This window comes from Cupriavidus sp. KK10 (genome assembly GCF_018223725.1).
Taxonomy (GTDB): domain Bacteria; phylum Pseudomonadota; class Gammaproteobacteria; order Burkholderiales; family Burkholderiaceae; genus Cupriavidus; species Cupriavidus necator.
In genome coordinates, this window is the sequence record NZ_CP073677.1 from 4,519,346 (window position 1) to 4,533,735 (window position 14,390).

A 14,390-nucleotide genomic window follows, 5' to 3' on the forward strand; every position below is an offset into this window, starting at 1 on the left:
AAGCAGCAAGCCAAAGCACCAAAGCAAAACCCGCCGTGACTGGCGGGTTTTGTTTTGCCTGCCGGCATTGCTCCGGCCTCAGTCGGCCTGGATGCCGAACTCCTTGACCACCTTGGTATAGCGGGCCGTGTCGGCTGCGATCAGCTTTGACAGCACCGCGGGCTCGCCGCCCGAAGGCGTGACCGCGATGGTGGCCATGCGCGCCACCACGTCGGGCATCTTCAGGATCTCGTTGACGTGCGTGTTGAGCGTGCGCACCAGGTCGGCCGGCATGCCCTTGGGCCCGAGCAGGGCCTGCCAGGCGCCGATTTCCACGTCCTTGTAGCCCAGCTCGGCCAGCGTCGGCACGTTGGGCGCGAACGGCGAGCGCTTCTGGTCCGCCACCGCCAGCGGCACCAGGCTGCCGTTGCCGACGTACTGCGAGATCGCGCCGTAGGTGATGTAGGTCACCGGCACCTGCCCGCCGATCACGTCGACGATGGCGGGCGCCAGGCCGCGGTAGGGCACCTGGCTGATCTTGATGCCGGCGGACTTGTTGAACAGTTCGCCCATGATGTGCATCGGCGAGCCATTGCCGGGCGTGGCATAGGTTTCCACCTTGCCGGCCTTGGCGCGTGCCACCAGGTCGCTGACCTTGGTGATGCCGGTGCCCTTGTTGACGACCACGAACAGCGACTGCGTGCCGATCTGGCTGATGGGCGTGAAATCGTGCTGCACGTCATAGCTGGCGCCGGCGCCGGCCTTGAGCACCAGCGGCGCGATGGCGACGGTGTTGGGGGCCAGCAGCAGAGTGTAGCCGTCCGGGTTGGCGCGCGCCACGTAGGCGCTGCCGATGGTGCCGGCGGCGCCGGTGCGGTTTTCCACCACCACCGACTGCTTCAGGCGCGGGGCGAGCTTTTCGGCGAACATGCGCGCCAGCACGTCGACGTCGCCGCCGGCCGGGTAGGCCACAACGATGGTGATGGGCTTGTTCGGGTACGCACCCTGGGCCAGGGCGGTGCCGCCGGTGGCAGCGACCAGGGCGGTCGCGGCGGCCAGCGTGGCGAGTACTTTGCGGCGTACGGACTTCATGATGTTCAGACCTCTGTAAGACGCGGCGCCCGGACGGGCCGGGGCCAATGGCTGTGTTGGCGTCCGGCGCGTTGCATGCGCCGGACGGTACCGCCGGGGGGCGCGGAGGAAATCAGAAAACGTGCTTGATGCCGATCATCGAGCCCCACTGGTTCTCGCCCGGGCGCGGGTTCGAGCCAGGCGAGCCGCCGCTGACTGACATGGCCAGCTGGCCGCCGTTGTTGATAAAGCCGGCGGTGGCGTACACCGAGGTGCGCTTGCTGAAGCTGTACATCGCGCGCAGCGTATAGAGCATGGCCTGGTTGTCGCTGCCGTGGTAGTTCAGGAAGTAGACCTGGCCCGCCAGGTTGACCGCGGGGGTGATGTCGTAGGACGCGCCGGCGTAGTACAGGTCGCTGATCGGCGTGCGGCTGCCCTCGTTGTCGCGGCGGATCCAGCCGGCGCCGATCTTGGCGCGCTGGAACAGCATGTAGCCGCCCAGCGACAGGCGGTCGTCGGTCAGGTTGCTGTTGGTCAGGCCACCGAAGGCGCCCGGGCCGCCGCGCTGCGAGTCATACGCGGCGGTGACGCCCCAGGTCTTGTTGTCGTAGCCGAGCATGGCCGACCACTCGCGGCACGCCTTCTTGTCGGCGGCGTTCTCGCCGGCGCAGTTGGTGCCCGAGGGGCTGGGGCCGGCGTTGACCGCGTCGCGCCCGAAGCTGTAGGTGGCGCCCACCACGAAGCCGTTGAAGTTGGCCTTGTACGACACCGCGTTGTCGGCGCGCGTATTGGGCAGGTAGCTGTCGAGCGAGCCCGAGCCGTACACGTTGGGCCCCAGGACGTCGCTGTCGAGCGTGGCCCAGAACAGCATGGTGTACTGCCGGCCGAACGACAGCGTCCCGTACTGGTTGGTCAGCCCGACCAGAGCCTGGCGCCCGAACAGGCGGCCGCCCTGATTGGAGGTGCCCGAATCCGGCGAGAAGCCCGACTCCAGCACGAAGATGCTCTTCAGGCCGCCGCCCAGGTCTTCGGTGCCGCGGATGCCCCAGCGCGAGGGCACGGTCGCGGTCAGGTTGGGCATGCGCACCAGGCCGTTGCCGTTGGCGCCGACATTGCTCACATACTCGACGCCCGTGTCGATGACCCCGTACAGGGTGACCGAAGATTGTGCCGAGGCCAGCAGGGGGAAAGCCGCGGCCAGGCCTGCGGCAATTCGTGCAAGTTTCATCTACCAGTTTCCTTCCGTTTTCCGTTTTGTCGTCTTGTTGTCCGCTGCCACTACGGATGGCGGCCGCGAATGCTGTTTCGGTCTCTTTTGTGTTTTATATATGAAACATCAAACAACATAAGAAACGTTAGGCAAAATATAGCCGTGAGTTTCCACAAGATGTGAGGAGGGTTATCCCTAGTGAGGCGGCGCCACGACGGCTAACGCCGGCTCTGCGCACAGGTTTTCGCTCTCCCTATCGTTAACCCTCATCCCGGTTGGACCCCGACACGCCTATGCTTCAAAAGTTTTATTCTCAAACCTAAGTTTTATATATGGAACAAAATCAGCCTCGCAAGCCAACTGAGCCAGACCGGCAGTTGCTGGAAGCCCTCGACAGCGGGTTTGCCCAGCGCGTGGTGCAGGTGGGCGCGGGCGGCGAGCGCGTGGCCTACCGCTGCGGCGGGGGCACTGGCCCGGCGGTCGTGCTGCTGCACGGCATCAGTTCCGGCGCGGCGTCGTGGCTGCCGTGCGCGAGCCTGCTGGCCGCGCACGCGCGGGTGATCGCCTGGGATGCGCCGGGCTATGGCGATTCGTCGCCGCTGGCGCAGGCGCGGCCATTGGCATCTGACTACGCGCAGCGGCTGGACGGACTGCTGCAGGCCCTGGGCGTGCAGCCGGCGCTGATCGTCGGGCATTCGCTGGGCGCGCTGATGGCGGCGGCCTATGTCGCCAACGCGCGCCAGCTGCCCGCGCGCCTGCTGTTGCTCAGCGTGGCGCAAGGCTACGGCGGCGCGGGAAGGGAAGCCCAGGCAAGGGAGGTTGCGCGCCAGCGGCTGGAGGCGCTGGAATCCCTGGGCGTCGATGGCCTGGCGCAACGCGGGCCGGCCCGGCTGCTGAGCGAAGAGGCCGACCCCGGCGCACAGGCATGGGTGCGCTGGAACATGCAACGGCTGAACCCGGACGGCTACCGGCAGGCGGTGGCGATGCTGTGCGGCGACGACATCCACGCCTACCTGGCGCAGCGCCCCGATGCCTTGCCCACGCAGATTGCCTGCGGCAGCCATGACGTGGTCACCACGCCGCCCGCCTGCGGCACGCTGGCCGAACGCTTCGGTCTGCCGTTCTCGCTGATCCCCGATGCCGGCCACGCCTGCTATATCGACCAGGCCGCCGCCACCGCGCGGCTGATCCGCTCGGTGCTGGACGACATCACCTGAAGCCACCGCGGCGGCGCCTGCCGCCGCATCCCACGTGGTGGCGCGCACCTTGCGCCACCCCTTCCAGATTTCGTAGTGCCGATCGCGGGTTAACCCCAGTCAATTTTTGTGGCCGCGTTGTCTATAGTCGTACCTGTGTTCAATATCTAAACCAGTGTTTCATTAGTAAAACGTAGCCAGGCGATCGCAAGACCGGTCGACGCGGCACGCGGAACACGGTCCCCCCGCTGCAAGACATGGAGCAAAGCGCAATGGAAAGCCTCACGTACAACCCGAACCTGGTGCCCTGGGAGCGTCCGGCGCCGAACAACGTGGCAGGCAAGGGCCATATCGAGCAACCCGGCAAGGTCGCCAACATCGTCTGGCAGACCCGCGCCGCCGCACCGACCGCCTATGAGAACGCGCTGGGGGATGCCCTCGAAGCCGCGTTCGAAGGCGGCGCGCAGAACCCGCAGGACATCGTGCGCGCCTTCAACGACGCCGGTTTCCTGGGCGTGGACGGCCAGCCCTGGACCGAAGAGCGCTTCCTGTCCGAAATGCGCCGGCTGGGTGCCTGAGCCCGCCCCAGTCCAAGTCCAGCCTCGAAGCGAGAAAACCATGGAATCGAACAAGCAAGCCCGCACCGAAGCCCGCCTGAACACCGGCCTGCGCAACTACTGGTACCCGGTCGCCGCCTCGTGGGCGGTGTCCCATGCCCCGATCGGCATCACCCGCCTGAGCCAGAACATCGTGCTGTGGCGCGACGGCGAAGGCCAGGTCCACGCCCTGGAAGACCGCTGCCCGCACCGAGGCGCGCGCCTGTCGATGGGCTGGAACCTGGGCGACCGCGTTGCCTGCTGGTACCACGGCGTCGAGGTCGGCGGCGACGGTCAGGTCAAGAGCGTGCCGGCGGTGGAAAGCTGCCCGCTGGAAGGCCGCACCTGCGTGCGCAGCTACCCGGTGCAGGAAAAGGCCGGCGCCATCTTCCTGTGGTTCGGCGACCAGGCCCCGCAAGGCGAGGGCAGCCCCGACGAACTGCGCCTGCCGGAAGAACTGGTCAGCGAAGAACACAGCAACTTCCTGTGCGTGGCGCACTGGGACTGCAACTACCGCTACGCCATCGACAACGTGATGGACCCGATGCACGGTGCCTACCTGCATGCGGTGTCGCACTCGATGGCCAGCGGCGAGAAGTCCGCCGTGATGCAGGTGCGCGAGACCGAGCATGGCCTGGTGTTCGAGAAGACCGGCCAGCGCGGCGTCAATTTCGACTGGGTGGAATTTGGCGAGACCGGCACGCTGTGGCTGCGCCTGGCGATTCCGTACCGCGCCAGTGTCGGCCCGGGCGGCCCGTTCGGCATCGTCGGCATGGCCACGCCGGTGGATGAAGACCACTGCATGGTGTTCTTCTGGCGTACCCGCCACGTGCAGGCCTGGGAGCGCGACGTGTGGCGCTTCCTGTATCGCAACCGCCTGGAGCAGCTGCACTGGGACGTGCTGGAGCAGGACCGCGTGGTGCTGGAAATGATGGCCCCGAACGCGCGCGACCACGAGATGCTGTACCAGCACGACGCCGGCATCACCCGCGTGCGCCGCCTGCTCAAGCGCCGCGCCGAGCAGGAAGTGGCCGACGAGCCCGTCGCCATGCTGCAACCCGCCGGAGCCGCCAGCCATGCCTGAGGCAAACACCAACAACACCTTGCTGGCCGGGCGCAAGGTGCTGGTCACAGGCGCCGCGCGCGGACTGGGCCTGGCCTTCGTCAAGGCGCTGGCCGAAGCCGGCGCCACCGTGGCCATGGCCGACATCCTGGCCGAGCGCCTGCAGCAGGAAGCCGACGCCCTGCGCGCCCGCGGCCTGAAGGTGGTGCCGGTCACGCTGGACCTGTCCGATCCGGCCTCGGTGCAGGCTTGCGCCGAGGCCGCGGTCAAGGCGCTGGGCGGGCTCGACGGCCTGGTCAACAACGCCGCGGTAACGGATTCCGGCGGCCGTGACGCCGCCACCATCGACATCGCCACCTGGGACCGCGTGATGAACGTCAACGTGCGCGGCACCTGGCTGATGACCACCGCCTGCCTGCCGGCGCTGCGCGCCAGCGGCCGCGGCGCCATCGTCAACCTGGCTTCGGACACGCCGCTGTGGGGCGCGCCCAACCTGCTGGCCTACGTGGCGAGCAAGAGCGCCATCATCGGCATGACCCGGTCGCTGGCGCGTGAACTGGGCAAGGACCAGATCACGGTGAACGCCGTGGCCCCGGGCCTGACGCTGGTGGAAGCCACCGAATACGTGCCGCAGCACCGGCACGACCTGTACCGCGAGCAGCGCGCGATCACGCGCGAGCAACTGCCCGACGATGTTTGCGGCGCGGTGCTGTTTGCACTGTCCGACCTCGCCCGTTTCGTGACCGGCCAGACGCTGGCGGTCAACGGCGGCTTTGTCATGCATTGAACCAACCGATCCACTGAAAACAGAAGGAATCCAAATGAGCGATCTTTCTCAACCACAAAACATCAAGCGTTCCTGGGACCAGCCGGAGGACGCCTCGTTCGACCAGTGGATGGAAAGCCGCGTGGCGCGCTTCTCCACGCGCAAGTACGACTGGGACGCGCTGAAGTTCCAGGCCGACTACGACCCCAAGTACCGCCGCGCGCAGATGCGCTACCTGGGCACCGGCGGCACCGGCGTGGCCGCCGACACCAACACCGTGCCGAGCGAGCATTTCACCTTCTCCACGATGATCATCCCGGCCGGCCATGAAGGCCCGTCGCATATCCACACCGATGTGGAAGAGGTGTTCTTTATCCTGCGCGGCAAGGTCAAGCTGATCCTGGAAAAGGACGGCGAGCGCTTCGAGACCATCCTGACCGACCGTGACCTAGTCTCGGTGCCCCCTGGCGTCTACCGGGAGGAAATCAACATCGGCGAGGAAGACGCGCTGATGTGCGTGATGCTGGGTGCCAAGAAGCCGATCACGCCGACCTACCCGCCCGAGCATCCGCTGACGAAGATCAAGCGCTGATGCCGGCGAACGTCCGTCAGCACGCATCCACCGAAGCCATGAGCAGCAACCCCATTCCGGCCACGCCCGCCGCCAACGAGACCCCGGACAAGTACATCGTTCCGGGCCTGGAGCGCGGCCTGCGCCTGCTGAGCGAGTTCAGCAGCAAGGACCGCACCATGTCGGCAGCGGAACTGGCGCGCCGTCTGAAGGTGCCGCGCTCGACCGTGTTCCGCCTGCTGGCCACGCTGGAAATGCTGGGCTTTGTGGAACGCGCCGATGGCGGCCGGGATTTCCGGCTGGGCATGGCCGTGCTGCGCCTGGGGTTTGAATACCTGGCGTCGCTGGAGCTGACCGAGCTGGGCCGCCCGCTGCTGGAGCGGCTGCGCGACGAGATCGGCTACCCCAGCAACCTGGTGGTGCGCGACGGGCGTTCGATCGTCTACGTGGCCAAGGCGGTGTCGCCGCGGCCGTTTGCCAGCTCGGTCAACGTCGGCACGCGCCTGCCCGCGCATGCCACGGTGCTGGGGCGCGTGCTGCTGGAAGACCTGTCGCTGGCGGAGCTGCGCACGCTGTACCCGGAAACGCACCTTGCGGTGTTCTCCGAGAGCACGCCGCGCACGGTCGACGAGCTGCACGAGATCGTCCAGCGCGACCGCGAGCGAGGCTACGTGTTGCAGGAAGGCTTCTTCGAAGCCAGCATTTCGACCATTGCCGCGCCGGTGCGCGACCGCACCGGCAAGGTGGTGGCGGCGCTGGGCGCAACCATCCCCGCCGCGCATATCGATCCGGCGCAGCTGGATGCGATGGTGGAGAAGGTCAGGGATACCGCGGGCGAGCTGTCGCGCCTGCTCGACTACCGCCCGTCGCTGCACAGCAGCGGCGCCAAGGTGGTGAATCTGTATCGGGAGTGAGGACAATGTCCATGATTGAACTCGGCGGCAAGGTTGCCGTCGTTACCGGCGGGTCCTCCGGCATCGGGCTGGCGACCGTCGAGCTGCTGCTCGAAGCGGGTGCCGCCGTGGCCATGTGCGGCCGCGACGAGAGCCGCCTGCGCAGCGCCGAGGCGCAGTTGCGCGAGAAATTCCCCGGATGCCGGCTCTATGCCGCCACCTGCGACGTGCTCAAGCCTGAACAGGTCGCCGCCTTTGCCGCTGCCGTGCAGGCCACGCTGGGCAACGTCGACATGCTGGTCAACAATGCCGGCCAGGGTCGGGTGTCGACCTTCGCCAACACCGAAGACGCTGCCTGGATGGAAGAGCTGCAGCTCAAGTTCTTCTCCGTGATCCACCCGACGCGCGCCTTCCTGCCGCAACTGGAGAAGTCAGGCCAGGGCGCCATCGTCTGCGTCAACTCGCTGCTGGCGCAGCAGCCGGAGCCGCACATGGTGGCGACCTCCGCCGCGCGTGCCGGCGTGCTCAACCTGGTGCGCTCGATGGCCACCGAGTTTGCGCCCAAGGGCGTCCGGGTCAACGGCATCCTGATCGGGCTGGTCGAATCGGGCCAGTGGCGCCGCCGCTTCGAGGCGCGCCCCGAAGCAGACCGCCACCTGGACTGGGCCGCATGGACCGCGCGCCTGGCCCAGCAGAAACATATTCCCCTTGGCCGCCTGGGCCTGCCGGTCGAGGCAGCCCGCGCCATCCTGTTCCTTGCCTCGCCGTTGTCTTCGTACACCACGGGCAGCCATTTCGATATCTCCGGAGGACACTCCCGTCATGCCTAATCAACACCAGTACGAACAACAGCAGGTCACCGTCGGCTGCGCCATCACGGCGTTTCTCGAGCAGTGCGGCGTCAAGGCCGCCTTCGGCGTGATCTCGATCCACAATATGCCGATCCTCGATGCCATGGGCGAGCGCGGCAAGATCCGCTTCGTGCCGGCGCGCGGCGAAGCGGGCGGCACCAATATGGCCGACGCCTATGCCCGCACCACCGGCGGCCTGGGCGTATGCCTGACCAGCACCGGCACCGCCGCGGGCAACGCCGCCGGCGCCATGGTCGAAGCGCTGACCGCCGGCACGCCGATGCTGCACATCACCGGCCAGATCGAAACGCCGTACCTGGATCAGAGCCTCGCCTACATCCACGAAGCCCCGGACCAGCTCACCATGCTCAAGGCTGTGTCCAAGGCCGCCTTCCGCATCCGCAGTGCCGACACCGCCATCAGCACCATCAAGCTGGCCGTGCAGACCGCGCTGACGGCGCCGACCGGCCCGGTCAGCGTGGAGATCCCCATCGACATCCAGGCCGCGCTGATCGACATGCCGGCCGACCTGCAGCCGCTGCCGGTGCCGCAGCACGTGCCGTCGGCGCACGCGCTGGACGCGCTGGCCGAGCGCCTGGTCAAGGCCAAGCGCCCGCTGCTGTGGCTGGGCGGCGGTGCGCGCCACGCCAGCAAGCAGGTGCAGCGCCTGCTGGACCTGGGCTTCGGCGTGGTCACCAGCACGCAGGGCCGCGGCATTGTGCCGGAAGACGATCCCCACTCGCTGGGTGCCTTCAACCTGCACAAGCCGGTCGAAAACTTCTACCAGACCTGCGATGCGATGCTGGTGGTGGGTTCGCGCCTGCGCGGCAATGAAACCCTGAAGTACGAACTGAAGCTGCCGCGCCCGCTGCTGCGCATCGACGCCGACCCAGCCGCCGAAGGCCGCTGCTACCTGAGCGACTACTTTGTCAGCGGCGACGCCGCGCTGGCGCTGGACGCCCTGGCGGATCGGCTCGAAAAGCGCATGCAGATCGATCCGGCCTTCGCCGCCGACCTGCGCCGCGCGCACGACACCGCCGTCAACAGCCTGGTCGACGGCCTGGGCCCGTACTCGGCGCTGGTGCAGGCGCTGCAGGGCGCGGTCGGCCGCAGCTTCAACTGGGTGCGCGACGTGACCGTGTCGAACAGCACCTGGGGCAACCGCCATCTGCGCATCTTCGATTCGCGTGCCGGCGTGCATGCGCTGGGCGGCGGCATCGGCCAGGGCCTGGCGATGGGCATCGGCGCCGCGATCGGTGCTGCGGCGACCGCTTCGGGCAAGAAGACGTTCACGCTGGCCGGCGACGGCGGCTTCATCCTGAACCTGGGCGAACTGGCCACCGCGGTGCAGGAACGCGCCGACATGGTGATCGTGCTGATGAACGACAAGGGCTACGGCGTGATCAAGAACATCCAGGACGCGCAGTACGGCGGCCGCCGCCACTACGTGGACCTGCATACGCCGGACTACGCCACGCTGGCAAAGTCGCTGTCGCTGCGCCATGCCCGCGTGAGCAACCTGGCCGAGGTCGACGCCGCGCTGGAAGCGGCCACGGCCGAGTCCGGCCCGTTCCTGCTTGAAATCGACATGCTGTCGATCGGTTCCTTCAAGACCATCTTTGCCGGCCCCCCGGTGAACAAGGACAACGAAGAGCCGGCGCGCGAACAAACCACTGTCACCGCCTGAGGGAGACCGGAGATGCTGCATGTGTCCATGGTTGGCTGCGGCGCGATCGGCCGCGGCGTGATGGAATTGCTCAAGAGCGATCCTGACGTGGTGTTCGACATGGTGATCGTGCCGGAGCACACGATGGACGAGGCACGCGACGCGGTCTGCGCGCTGGCGCCGGGCGCCCGCGTGGCGACGCACCTGGACGACCAGCGTCCCGACCTGCTGGTCGAGTGTGCCGGCCACCATGCGCTGGAAGAGCACATCGTGCCGGCGCTGGAGCGCGGCATCCCGTGCATGGTGGTGTCGGTGGGCGCGCTGTCCGAGCCCGGCATGGCCGAGCGGCTGGAAGCGGCGGCGCGCCGCGGCGGCACGCAGGTGCAGCTGTTGTCGGGTGCGATCGGCGCGATCGATGCGCTGGCCGCGGCGCGTGTCGGCGGGCTGGATGAAGTGATCTACACCGGCCGCAAGCCGGCTCGCGCCTGGGCCGGCACGCCGGCCGAGCAGCTCTTCGACCTGAATGCGCTGACCGAGGCGACCGTGATCTTCGAAGGCACGGCACGCGACGCGGCGCGCCTGTATCCCAAGAACGCCAACGTGGCCGCCACTGTGTCGCTGGCAGGCCTGGGGCTGGACCGCACGTCGGTGAAGCTGCTGGCCGACCCGCATGCGGTGGAGAACGTGCATCACGTGGAGGCGCGAGGCGCTTTCGGCGGCTTCGAGCTGACCATGCGCGGCAAGCCGCTCGCGGCCAACCCCAAGACTTCCGCGCTGACGGTGTTCAGCGTGGTGCGCGCACTGGGCAACCGCGCGCACGCGGTATCGATCTAGTCCCGGCAGCCACGCCCTACAGACTTAGCAGGCAACGACAATGAAGACGCAAGAAGTACTCCCCATCTGCATCGCGGGCGAATGGCGCCTGGGGACCGGCGACCGCTATGGCACGCGCTACCCGGCTACCGGCGAAGTGGTGGCCGAACTCAACGCCGCCAGCCTGTCGGACGTGGAAGAAGCGGTGCAGGGCGCCCACCAGGCCTTCCTCACCAGCGGCTGGGCCCAGCGCAAGCTGCATGAGCGCGCCGCGGTCCTGTACCGCGTGGCCGAACTGATCCGCGCCCAGGGCGAGCAACTGGCCCAGCGCCAGCGCCTGGACAACGGCAAGCCGATCAGCGAGACGCGCGCCCTGGTGGCCAGTGCCGCCGGCACCTTCCAGTTCTTTGCCGCCGCCTGCGAGACGCTGGAAGAAACCATCACGCCGCAGCGCGGCGACTGCCTGACCATGAGCGTGTACGAGCCCATGGGCGTGGTCGCGGCGATCACGCCGTGGAACTCGCCGATCGCCAGCGAGGCGCAGAAGATGGCGCCGGCGCTGGCCGCGGGCAACGCCGTGGTGGTCAAGCCCGCTGAAGTCACCCCGCTGATGGCGCTGGAACTGGCGCGCATCTGCGAAGAGGCCGGCGTGCCCAAGGGCCTGGTCAGCGTGCTGCCGGGCAAGGGCTCGGTGATCGGCGACGCCATCACCAAGCATCCGCTGGTGCGGCGCGTGTCGTTCACCGGCGGCACCACCACCGGCAAGCACATCGCCCATATCGCCGCCGACAAGATGATGCCGGTGTCGCTGGAACTGGGCGGCAAGTCGCCGACCATGGTGTTCGACGATGCCGACCTGGACCATGCGGTCAACGGCGTGCTGTACGGAATCTTCAGCTCGTCGGGCGAGTCGTGCATCGCCGGCTCGCGCCTGTTCGTGGCACGCTCGCAGTACGAAGCCTTTATCGACCGCCTGGCCGCGGGCGCCGCGCACCTGCGCGTGGGCGACCCCGCCGATGAGCGCACCCAGATGGGCCCGCTGATCACCGACCGCCATCGCGACAGCATCGAGTCGTACGTCGCCGCCGGCGTGGAAGAGGGCGGCCAGCTGCGCACCGGCGGCCTGCGCCCCGACGTGGCCGGCCTGCCCAACGGCTATTTCTACACGCCGACCATCATCGAAGGGCTGGATAACAACGCCCGTATCTGCCAGGAAGAGATCTTCGGGCCGGTGCTGGTGGCGATCCCGTTCGACGACGAGGACGACCTGATCGCGCAGGCCAACGACAGCGTCTATGCGCTCGCCGCCGGCATCTGGACGCGTGACTACAAACGCGCCTGGCGCGTGGCACGGGCCGTGCAGGCGGGCAACGTGTGGATCAACACCTACAAGCAGTTCTCGATCGCGACGCCGTTCGGCGGCTGGCGCGACAGTGGCCTGGGCCGCGAGAAGGGACGGCTTGGCATCCTACAGTACATGGAGCAGAAGAGCGTGTACTGGGGCCTGAACGAACAACCGCTGCCGTGGGCCAACCACTGAACCCGGCAGGCTGGAGAGAAGCAATGATCAAGGTATTGGGGATCGACGAGATCGTCTACGGCGCGGATGACTTTGACGCCTGCCGTGGCTTTTTCACCGACTGGGGCCTGGCCATCAAGCGCGACGACGCGCAGGGCCTGGATTTCGAAACGCTCAACGGCTGCCGCGTGCTGGTGCGCCGCATCGACGACGCCACGCTGCCGCCCGCGATCGAAGCCGGCCCGACGCTGCGCGAAGTGGTGTGGGGCGTGGACTCGCAGGCCTCGCTGGACCAGCTCGCCAAGACGATTGCCGACGCACCGGGCTTCGTGAAGCAAGGCGAGGGCGATACGATGCGCATCGGCTGCACCGACCCGAACGGCCTGGCCGTGCGTTTCCAGGCCACGCGCAAGCATGACGTGCAGGTCGAATGCGCACTGATGAACACGTGGAACGACAAGCCGCGCCTGAACCAGCGCAGCCCGATCTACGACCACGCCACCCCGATCGAAGTGGGCCACGTGGTGTTCTTCGTCAAGGACGTCAAGGCCACGGAGCGCTTCTATGTCGAGAAGTTCGGCTTCGTGCCGTCGGACCGCTATCCGGACCGCGGCGCCTTCCTGCGCTGCACGCCCGAAGGCGGCCACCACGACCTGTTCCTGCTGCAGCTGCCGGAACCCAAAAGCGGCCTGAACCACGTCGCCTTCACCGTGCGCGACATCCATGAAGTCTTCGGCGGCGGCATGCATGTCTCGCGCAAGGGGTGGGACACGCAGCTCGGCCCGGGCCGGCACCCGATCTCGTCGGCCTACTTCTGGTACTTCAAGAACCCGGCCGGCGGCCTGATCGAGTACTACGCCGACGAAGACCAGCTGGACGAACACTGGGAGCCGCGCGCTTTCGAGCCGGGGCCGACCATGTTCGCCGAATGGGCGATCGAAGGCGGCATCGACGGCAACACCCGCCGCCAGAAGAACGCGGGCGGACCGGCAGGCAAGTTCCTGACCGAGAAGCGGTAAGTCAGCAGCAATCGAAGGAAGCAGCAATGAGTGCCCACCAGTCCCTGACCCTGCGCGTCCACGCCATGCGCTATGAAGCGCGCGGCGTGGTCAGCATCGAACTGCAAGATCCCGAAGGGAAGACCCTGCCCGAGTACAGCCCGGGCGCCCATATCGACCTGCACCTGGGCAACGGCCTGGTGCGCAGCTACTCGCTGTGCGGCGCGCCCGAAGCGCGCCAGCGCTATACCGTGGGCGTGCTGCTGGACCGCGGCAGCCGCGGCGGTTCGCGCTACGTGCATGAGCAGCTGCGCGTTGGCACCACGCTGACCGTGGGGGCGCCGCGCAACAACTTCGCCCTGGACGAAAGCGCCGCGCACACCGTGCTGGTCGCCGGCGGCATCGGCGTGACGCCGATCGTCTGCATGGCGCGCCGGCTGGCCGAACTGGGCAAGTCGTTCACGCTGATCTACTGCGCCCGTTCGCGTGCCGAGGCCGCATTCGTCGAACAGCTGTCGGCCCATGGCGATGCAGTGCGCTTTCACTTCGACGACGAGGCCGGCGTGCCGCCGGACTTGAACGCGATGCTGGCTGGCCAGGACCCGCAGACGCACTTCTACTGCTGCGGCCCCGGCCCGATGCTGAAGGCGTTCGAGGCTGCCTGCGAAGCGCATAGCTACCCGAACGTGCACATCGAGCGCTTTGCCGCCGATCCCTCGACCGAGGCGGTGCAGGAAGGCGAGTACACCGTGTCGCTGTCGCGCACCGGCACCACCGTCAAGGTGCCGTCCGGCAAGTCGCTGCTGGACGCGCTGCTCGATGCCGGCGTACAGATGGACTACAGCTGCCGCGAAGGCGTGTGCGGCTCGTGCGAGACCGCGGTGCTGGAAGGCTGCCCCGACCATCGCGACAGCGTGCTCAGCAGCAGCGAGCGCGCCAGCAACAAGACCATGATGGTGTGCGTGTCGGGGTGCAAGGGCAGCAAGCTGGTGCTCGACCTGTAATCCTGCCGCACAGCCTTTGGACACCGATGGTGTTCCCCTCTCCCCTCATGGGGAGAGGGCAGGGTGAGGGGTGGTTTGGCAAGGCACCACGCCACCAGAACCGCCGCCCCTCACCCCTGGCCCCTCTCCCGCATGCGGGAGAGGGGAGCAAACCTCCCGCATGCCGGGCCGCCCCAAGAATCAAACCGAGACAT

The 14,390-nt window shown here is 67.6% G+C and carries 14 protein-coding genes; 12 read left to right on the plus strand and 2 right to left on the minus strand.

The window, feature by feature from the left end:
- Window positions 1–78: 78 nt before the first annotated feature.
- Both KB879_RS21060 and KB879_RS21065 read right to left on the minus strand, forming a co-directional pair.
- Window positions 79–1,071 carry a tripartite tricarboxylate transporter substrate binding protein gene (locus KB879_RS21060; RefSeq protein ID WP_013952358.1) on the minus strand — a complete coding sequence of 331 codons (993 nt, stop codon included), beginning with the start codon at window positions 1,069–1,071 and terminating at the stop codon, window positions 79–81.
- Between the two features lie 112 nt (window positions 1,072–1,183).
- Entirely contained in the window at window positions 1,184–2,278 is a 1,095-nt protein-coding gene (locus tag KB879_RS21065; RefSeq protein WP_153955484.1) for a porin, read from the minus strand.
- 314 nt (window positions 2,279–2,592) lie between these two features.
- Here KB879_RS21065 and KB879_RS21070 point away from each other — a divergent pair, with 314 nt between their 5' ends.
- From KB879_RS21070 to KB879_RS21125, 12 genes are all read left to right on the plus strand, one after another.
- The gene (locus tag KB879_RS21070; RefSeq protein WP_013952360.1) at window positions 2,593–3,477 is read left to right on the plus strand and encodes an alpha/beta fold hydrolase; all 885 of its coding nucleotides are present in this window, start codon (window positions 2,593–2,595) and stop codon (window positions 3,475–3,477) included.
- A gap of 251 nt (window positions 3,478–3,728) precedes the next feature.
- Window positions 3,729–4,034, plus strand: coding sequence for a recombinase-like helix-turn-helix domain-containing protein (locus tag KB879_RS21075; RefSeq protein ID WP_371827369.1), 306 nt, complete (start codon window positions 3,729–3,731; stop codon window positions 4,032–4,034).
- A 40-nt stretch (window positions 4,035–4,074) separates the two neighbouring features.
- Window positions 4,075–5,136 carry an aromatic ring-hydroxylating dioxygenase subunit alpha gene (locus KB879_RS21080; protein WP_013952362.1) on the plus strand — a complete coding sequence of 354 codons (1,062 nt, stop codon included), beginning with the start codon at window positions 4,075–4,077 and terminating at the stop codon, window positions 5,134–5,136.
- Window positions 5,129–5,902 (plus strand): SDR family oxidoreductase, encoded by a 774-nt coding sequence (locus KB879_RS21085; protein WP_013952363.1) that lies wholly within the window; start codon window positions 5,129–5,131, stop codon window positions 5,900–5,902. Before KB879_RS21080 ends, KB879_RS21085 begins: the two co-directional genes overlap by 8 nt.
- A 34-nt stretch (window positions 5,903–5,936) precedes the next feature.
- On the plus strand, window positions 5,937–6,473 hold the full coding sequence (locus KB879_RS21090; protein ID WP_013952364.1) for a cupin domain-containing protein: 537 nt from the start codon (window positions 5,937–5,939) through the stop codon (window positions 6,471–6,473).
- A 38-nt stretch (window positions 6,474–6,511) separates the two neighbouring features.
- Window positions 6,512–7,366, plus strand: a complete 855-nt coding sequence (locus KB879_RS21095) for an IclR family transcriptional regulator (RefSeq protein ID WP_041228809.1) — start codon at window positions 6,512–6,514, stop codon at window positions 7,364–7,366.
- 5 nt (window positions 7,367–7,371) lie between these two features.
- A complete protein-coding gene (locus KB879_RS21100) occupies window positions 7,372–8,175 on the plus strand; it encodes an SDR family oxidoreductase (RefSeq protein WP_013952366.1) in 804 nt (267 codons plus the stop codon).
- Window positions 8,168–9,883: a thiamine pyrophosphate-binding protein gene (locus KB879_RS21105; RefSeq protein WP_211979719.1), complete on the plus strand. Its 1,716-nt coding sequence runs from the start codon at window positions 8,168–8,170 to the stop codon at window positions 9,881–9,883. Before KB879_RS21100 ends, KB879_RS21105 begins: the two co-directional genes overlap by 8 nt.
- 12 nt (window positions 9,884–9,895) lie before the next feature.
- Entirely contained in the window at window positions 9,896–10,696 is an 801-nt protein-coding gene (locus KB879_RS21110; protein WP_211979720.1) for an aspartate dehydrogenase, read from the plus strand.
- A 40-nt stretch (window positions 10,697–10,736) separates the two neighbouring features.
- Window positions 10,737–12,215, plus strand: a complete 1,479-nt coding sequence (locus tag KB879_RS21115; RefSeq protein ID WP_211979721.1) for an aldehyde dehydrogenase — start codon at window positions 10,737–10,739, stop codon at window positions 12,213–12,215.
- Between the two features lie 23 nt (window positions 12,216–12,238).
- The gene (locus KB879_RS21120; protein ID WP_211979722.1) at window positions 12,239–13,213 is read left to right on the plus strand and encodes a VOC family protein; all 975 of its coding nucleotides are present in this window, start codon (window positions 12,239–12,241) and stop codon (window positions 13,211–13,213) included.
- A 26-nt stretch (window positions 13,214–13,239) separates the two neighbouring features.
- Window positions 13,240–14,196 carry a PDR/VanB family oxidoreductase gene (locus KB879_RS21125; RefSeq protein WP_013952371.1) on the plus strand — a complete coding sequence of 319 codons (957 nt, stop codon included), beginning with the start codon at window positions 13,240–13,242 and terminating at the stop codon, window positions 14,194–14,196.
- Window positions 14,197–14,390 lie beyond the last annotated feature (194 nt).

Bases quoted from the DNA above. Each gene is read 5' to 3' on its own strand.
- KB879_RS21060 (WP_013952358.1), bottom strand. From the start codon at position 1,071: ATGAAGTCCGTACGCCGCAAAGTACTCGCCACGCTGGCCGCCGCGACC.
- KB879_RS21065 (WP_153955484.1), bottom strand. From the start codon at position 2,278: ATGAAACTTGCACGAATTGCCGCAGGCCTGGCCGCGGCTTTCCCCCTG.
- KB879_RS21070 (WP_013952360.1), top strand. From the start codon at position 2,593: ATGGAACAAAATCAGCCTCGCAAGCCAACTGAGCCAGACCGGCAGTTG.
- KB879_RS21075 (WP_371827369.1), top strand. From the start codon at position 3,729: ATGGAAAGCCTCACGTACAACCCGAACCTGGTGCCCTGGGAGCGTCCG.
- KB879_RS21080 (WP_013952362.1), top strand. From the start codon at position 4,075: ATGGAATCGAACAAGCAAGCCCGCACCGAAGCCCGCCTGAACACCGGC.
- KB879_RS21085 (WP_013952363.1), top strand. From the start codon at position 5,129: ATGCCTGAGGCAAACACCAACAACACCTTGCTGGCCGGGCGCAAGGTG.
- KB879_RS21090 (WP_013952364.1), top strand. From the start codon at position 5,937: ATGAGCGATCTTTCTCAACCACAAAACATCAAGCGTTCCTGGGACCAG.
- KB879_RS21095 (WP_041228809.1), top strand. From the start codon at position 6,512: ATGAGCAGCAACCCCATTCCGGCCACGCCCGCCGCCAACGAGACCCCG.
- KB879_RS21100 (WP_013952366.1), top strand. From the start codon at position 7,372: ATGTCCATGATTGAACTCGGCGGCAAGGTTGCCGTCGTTACCGGCGGG.
- KB879_RS21105 (WP_211979719.1), top strand. From the start codon at position 8,168: ATGCCTAATCAACACCAGTACGAACAACAGCAGGTCACCGTCGGCTGC.
- KB879_RS21110 (WP_211979720.1), top strand. From the start codon at position 9,896: ATGCTGCATGTGTCCATGGTTGGCTGCGGCGCGATCGGCCGCGGCGTG.
- KB879_RS21115 (WP_211979721.1), top strand. From the start codon at position 10,737: ATGAAGACGCAAGAAGTACTCCCCATCTGCATCGCGGGCGAATGGCGC.
- KB879_RS21120 (WP_211979722.1), top strand. From the start codon at position 12,239: ATGATCAAGGTATTGGGGATCGACGAGATCGTCTACGGCGCGGATGAC.
- KB879_RS21125 (WP_013952371.1), top strand. From the start codon at position 13,240: ATGAGTGCCCACCAGTCCCTGACCCTGCGCGTCCACGCCATGCGCTAT.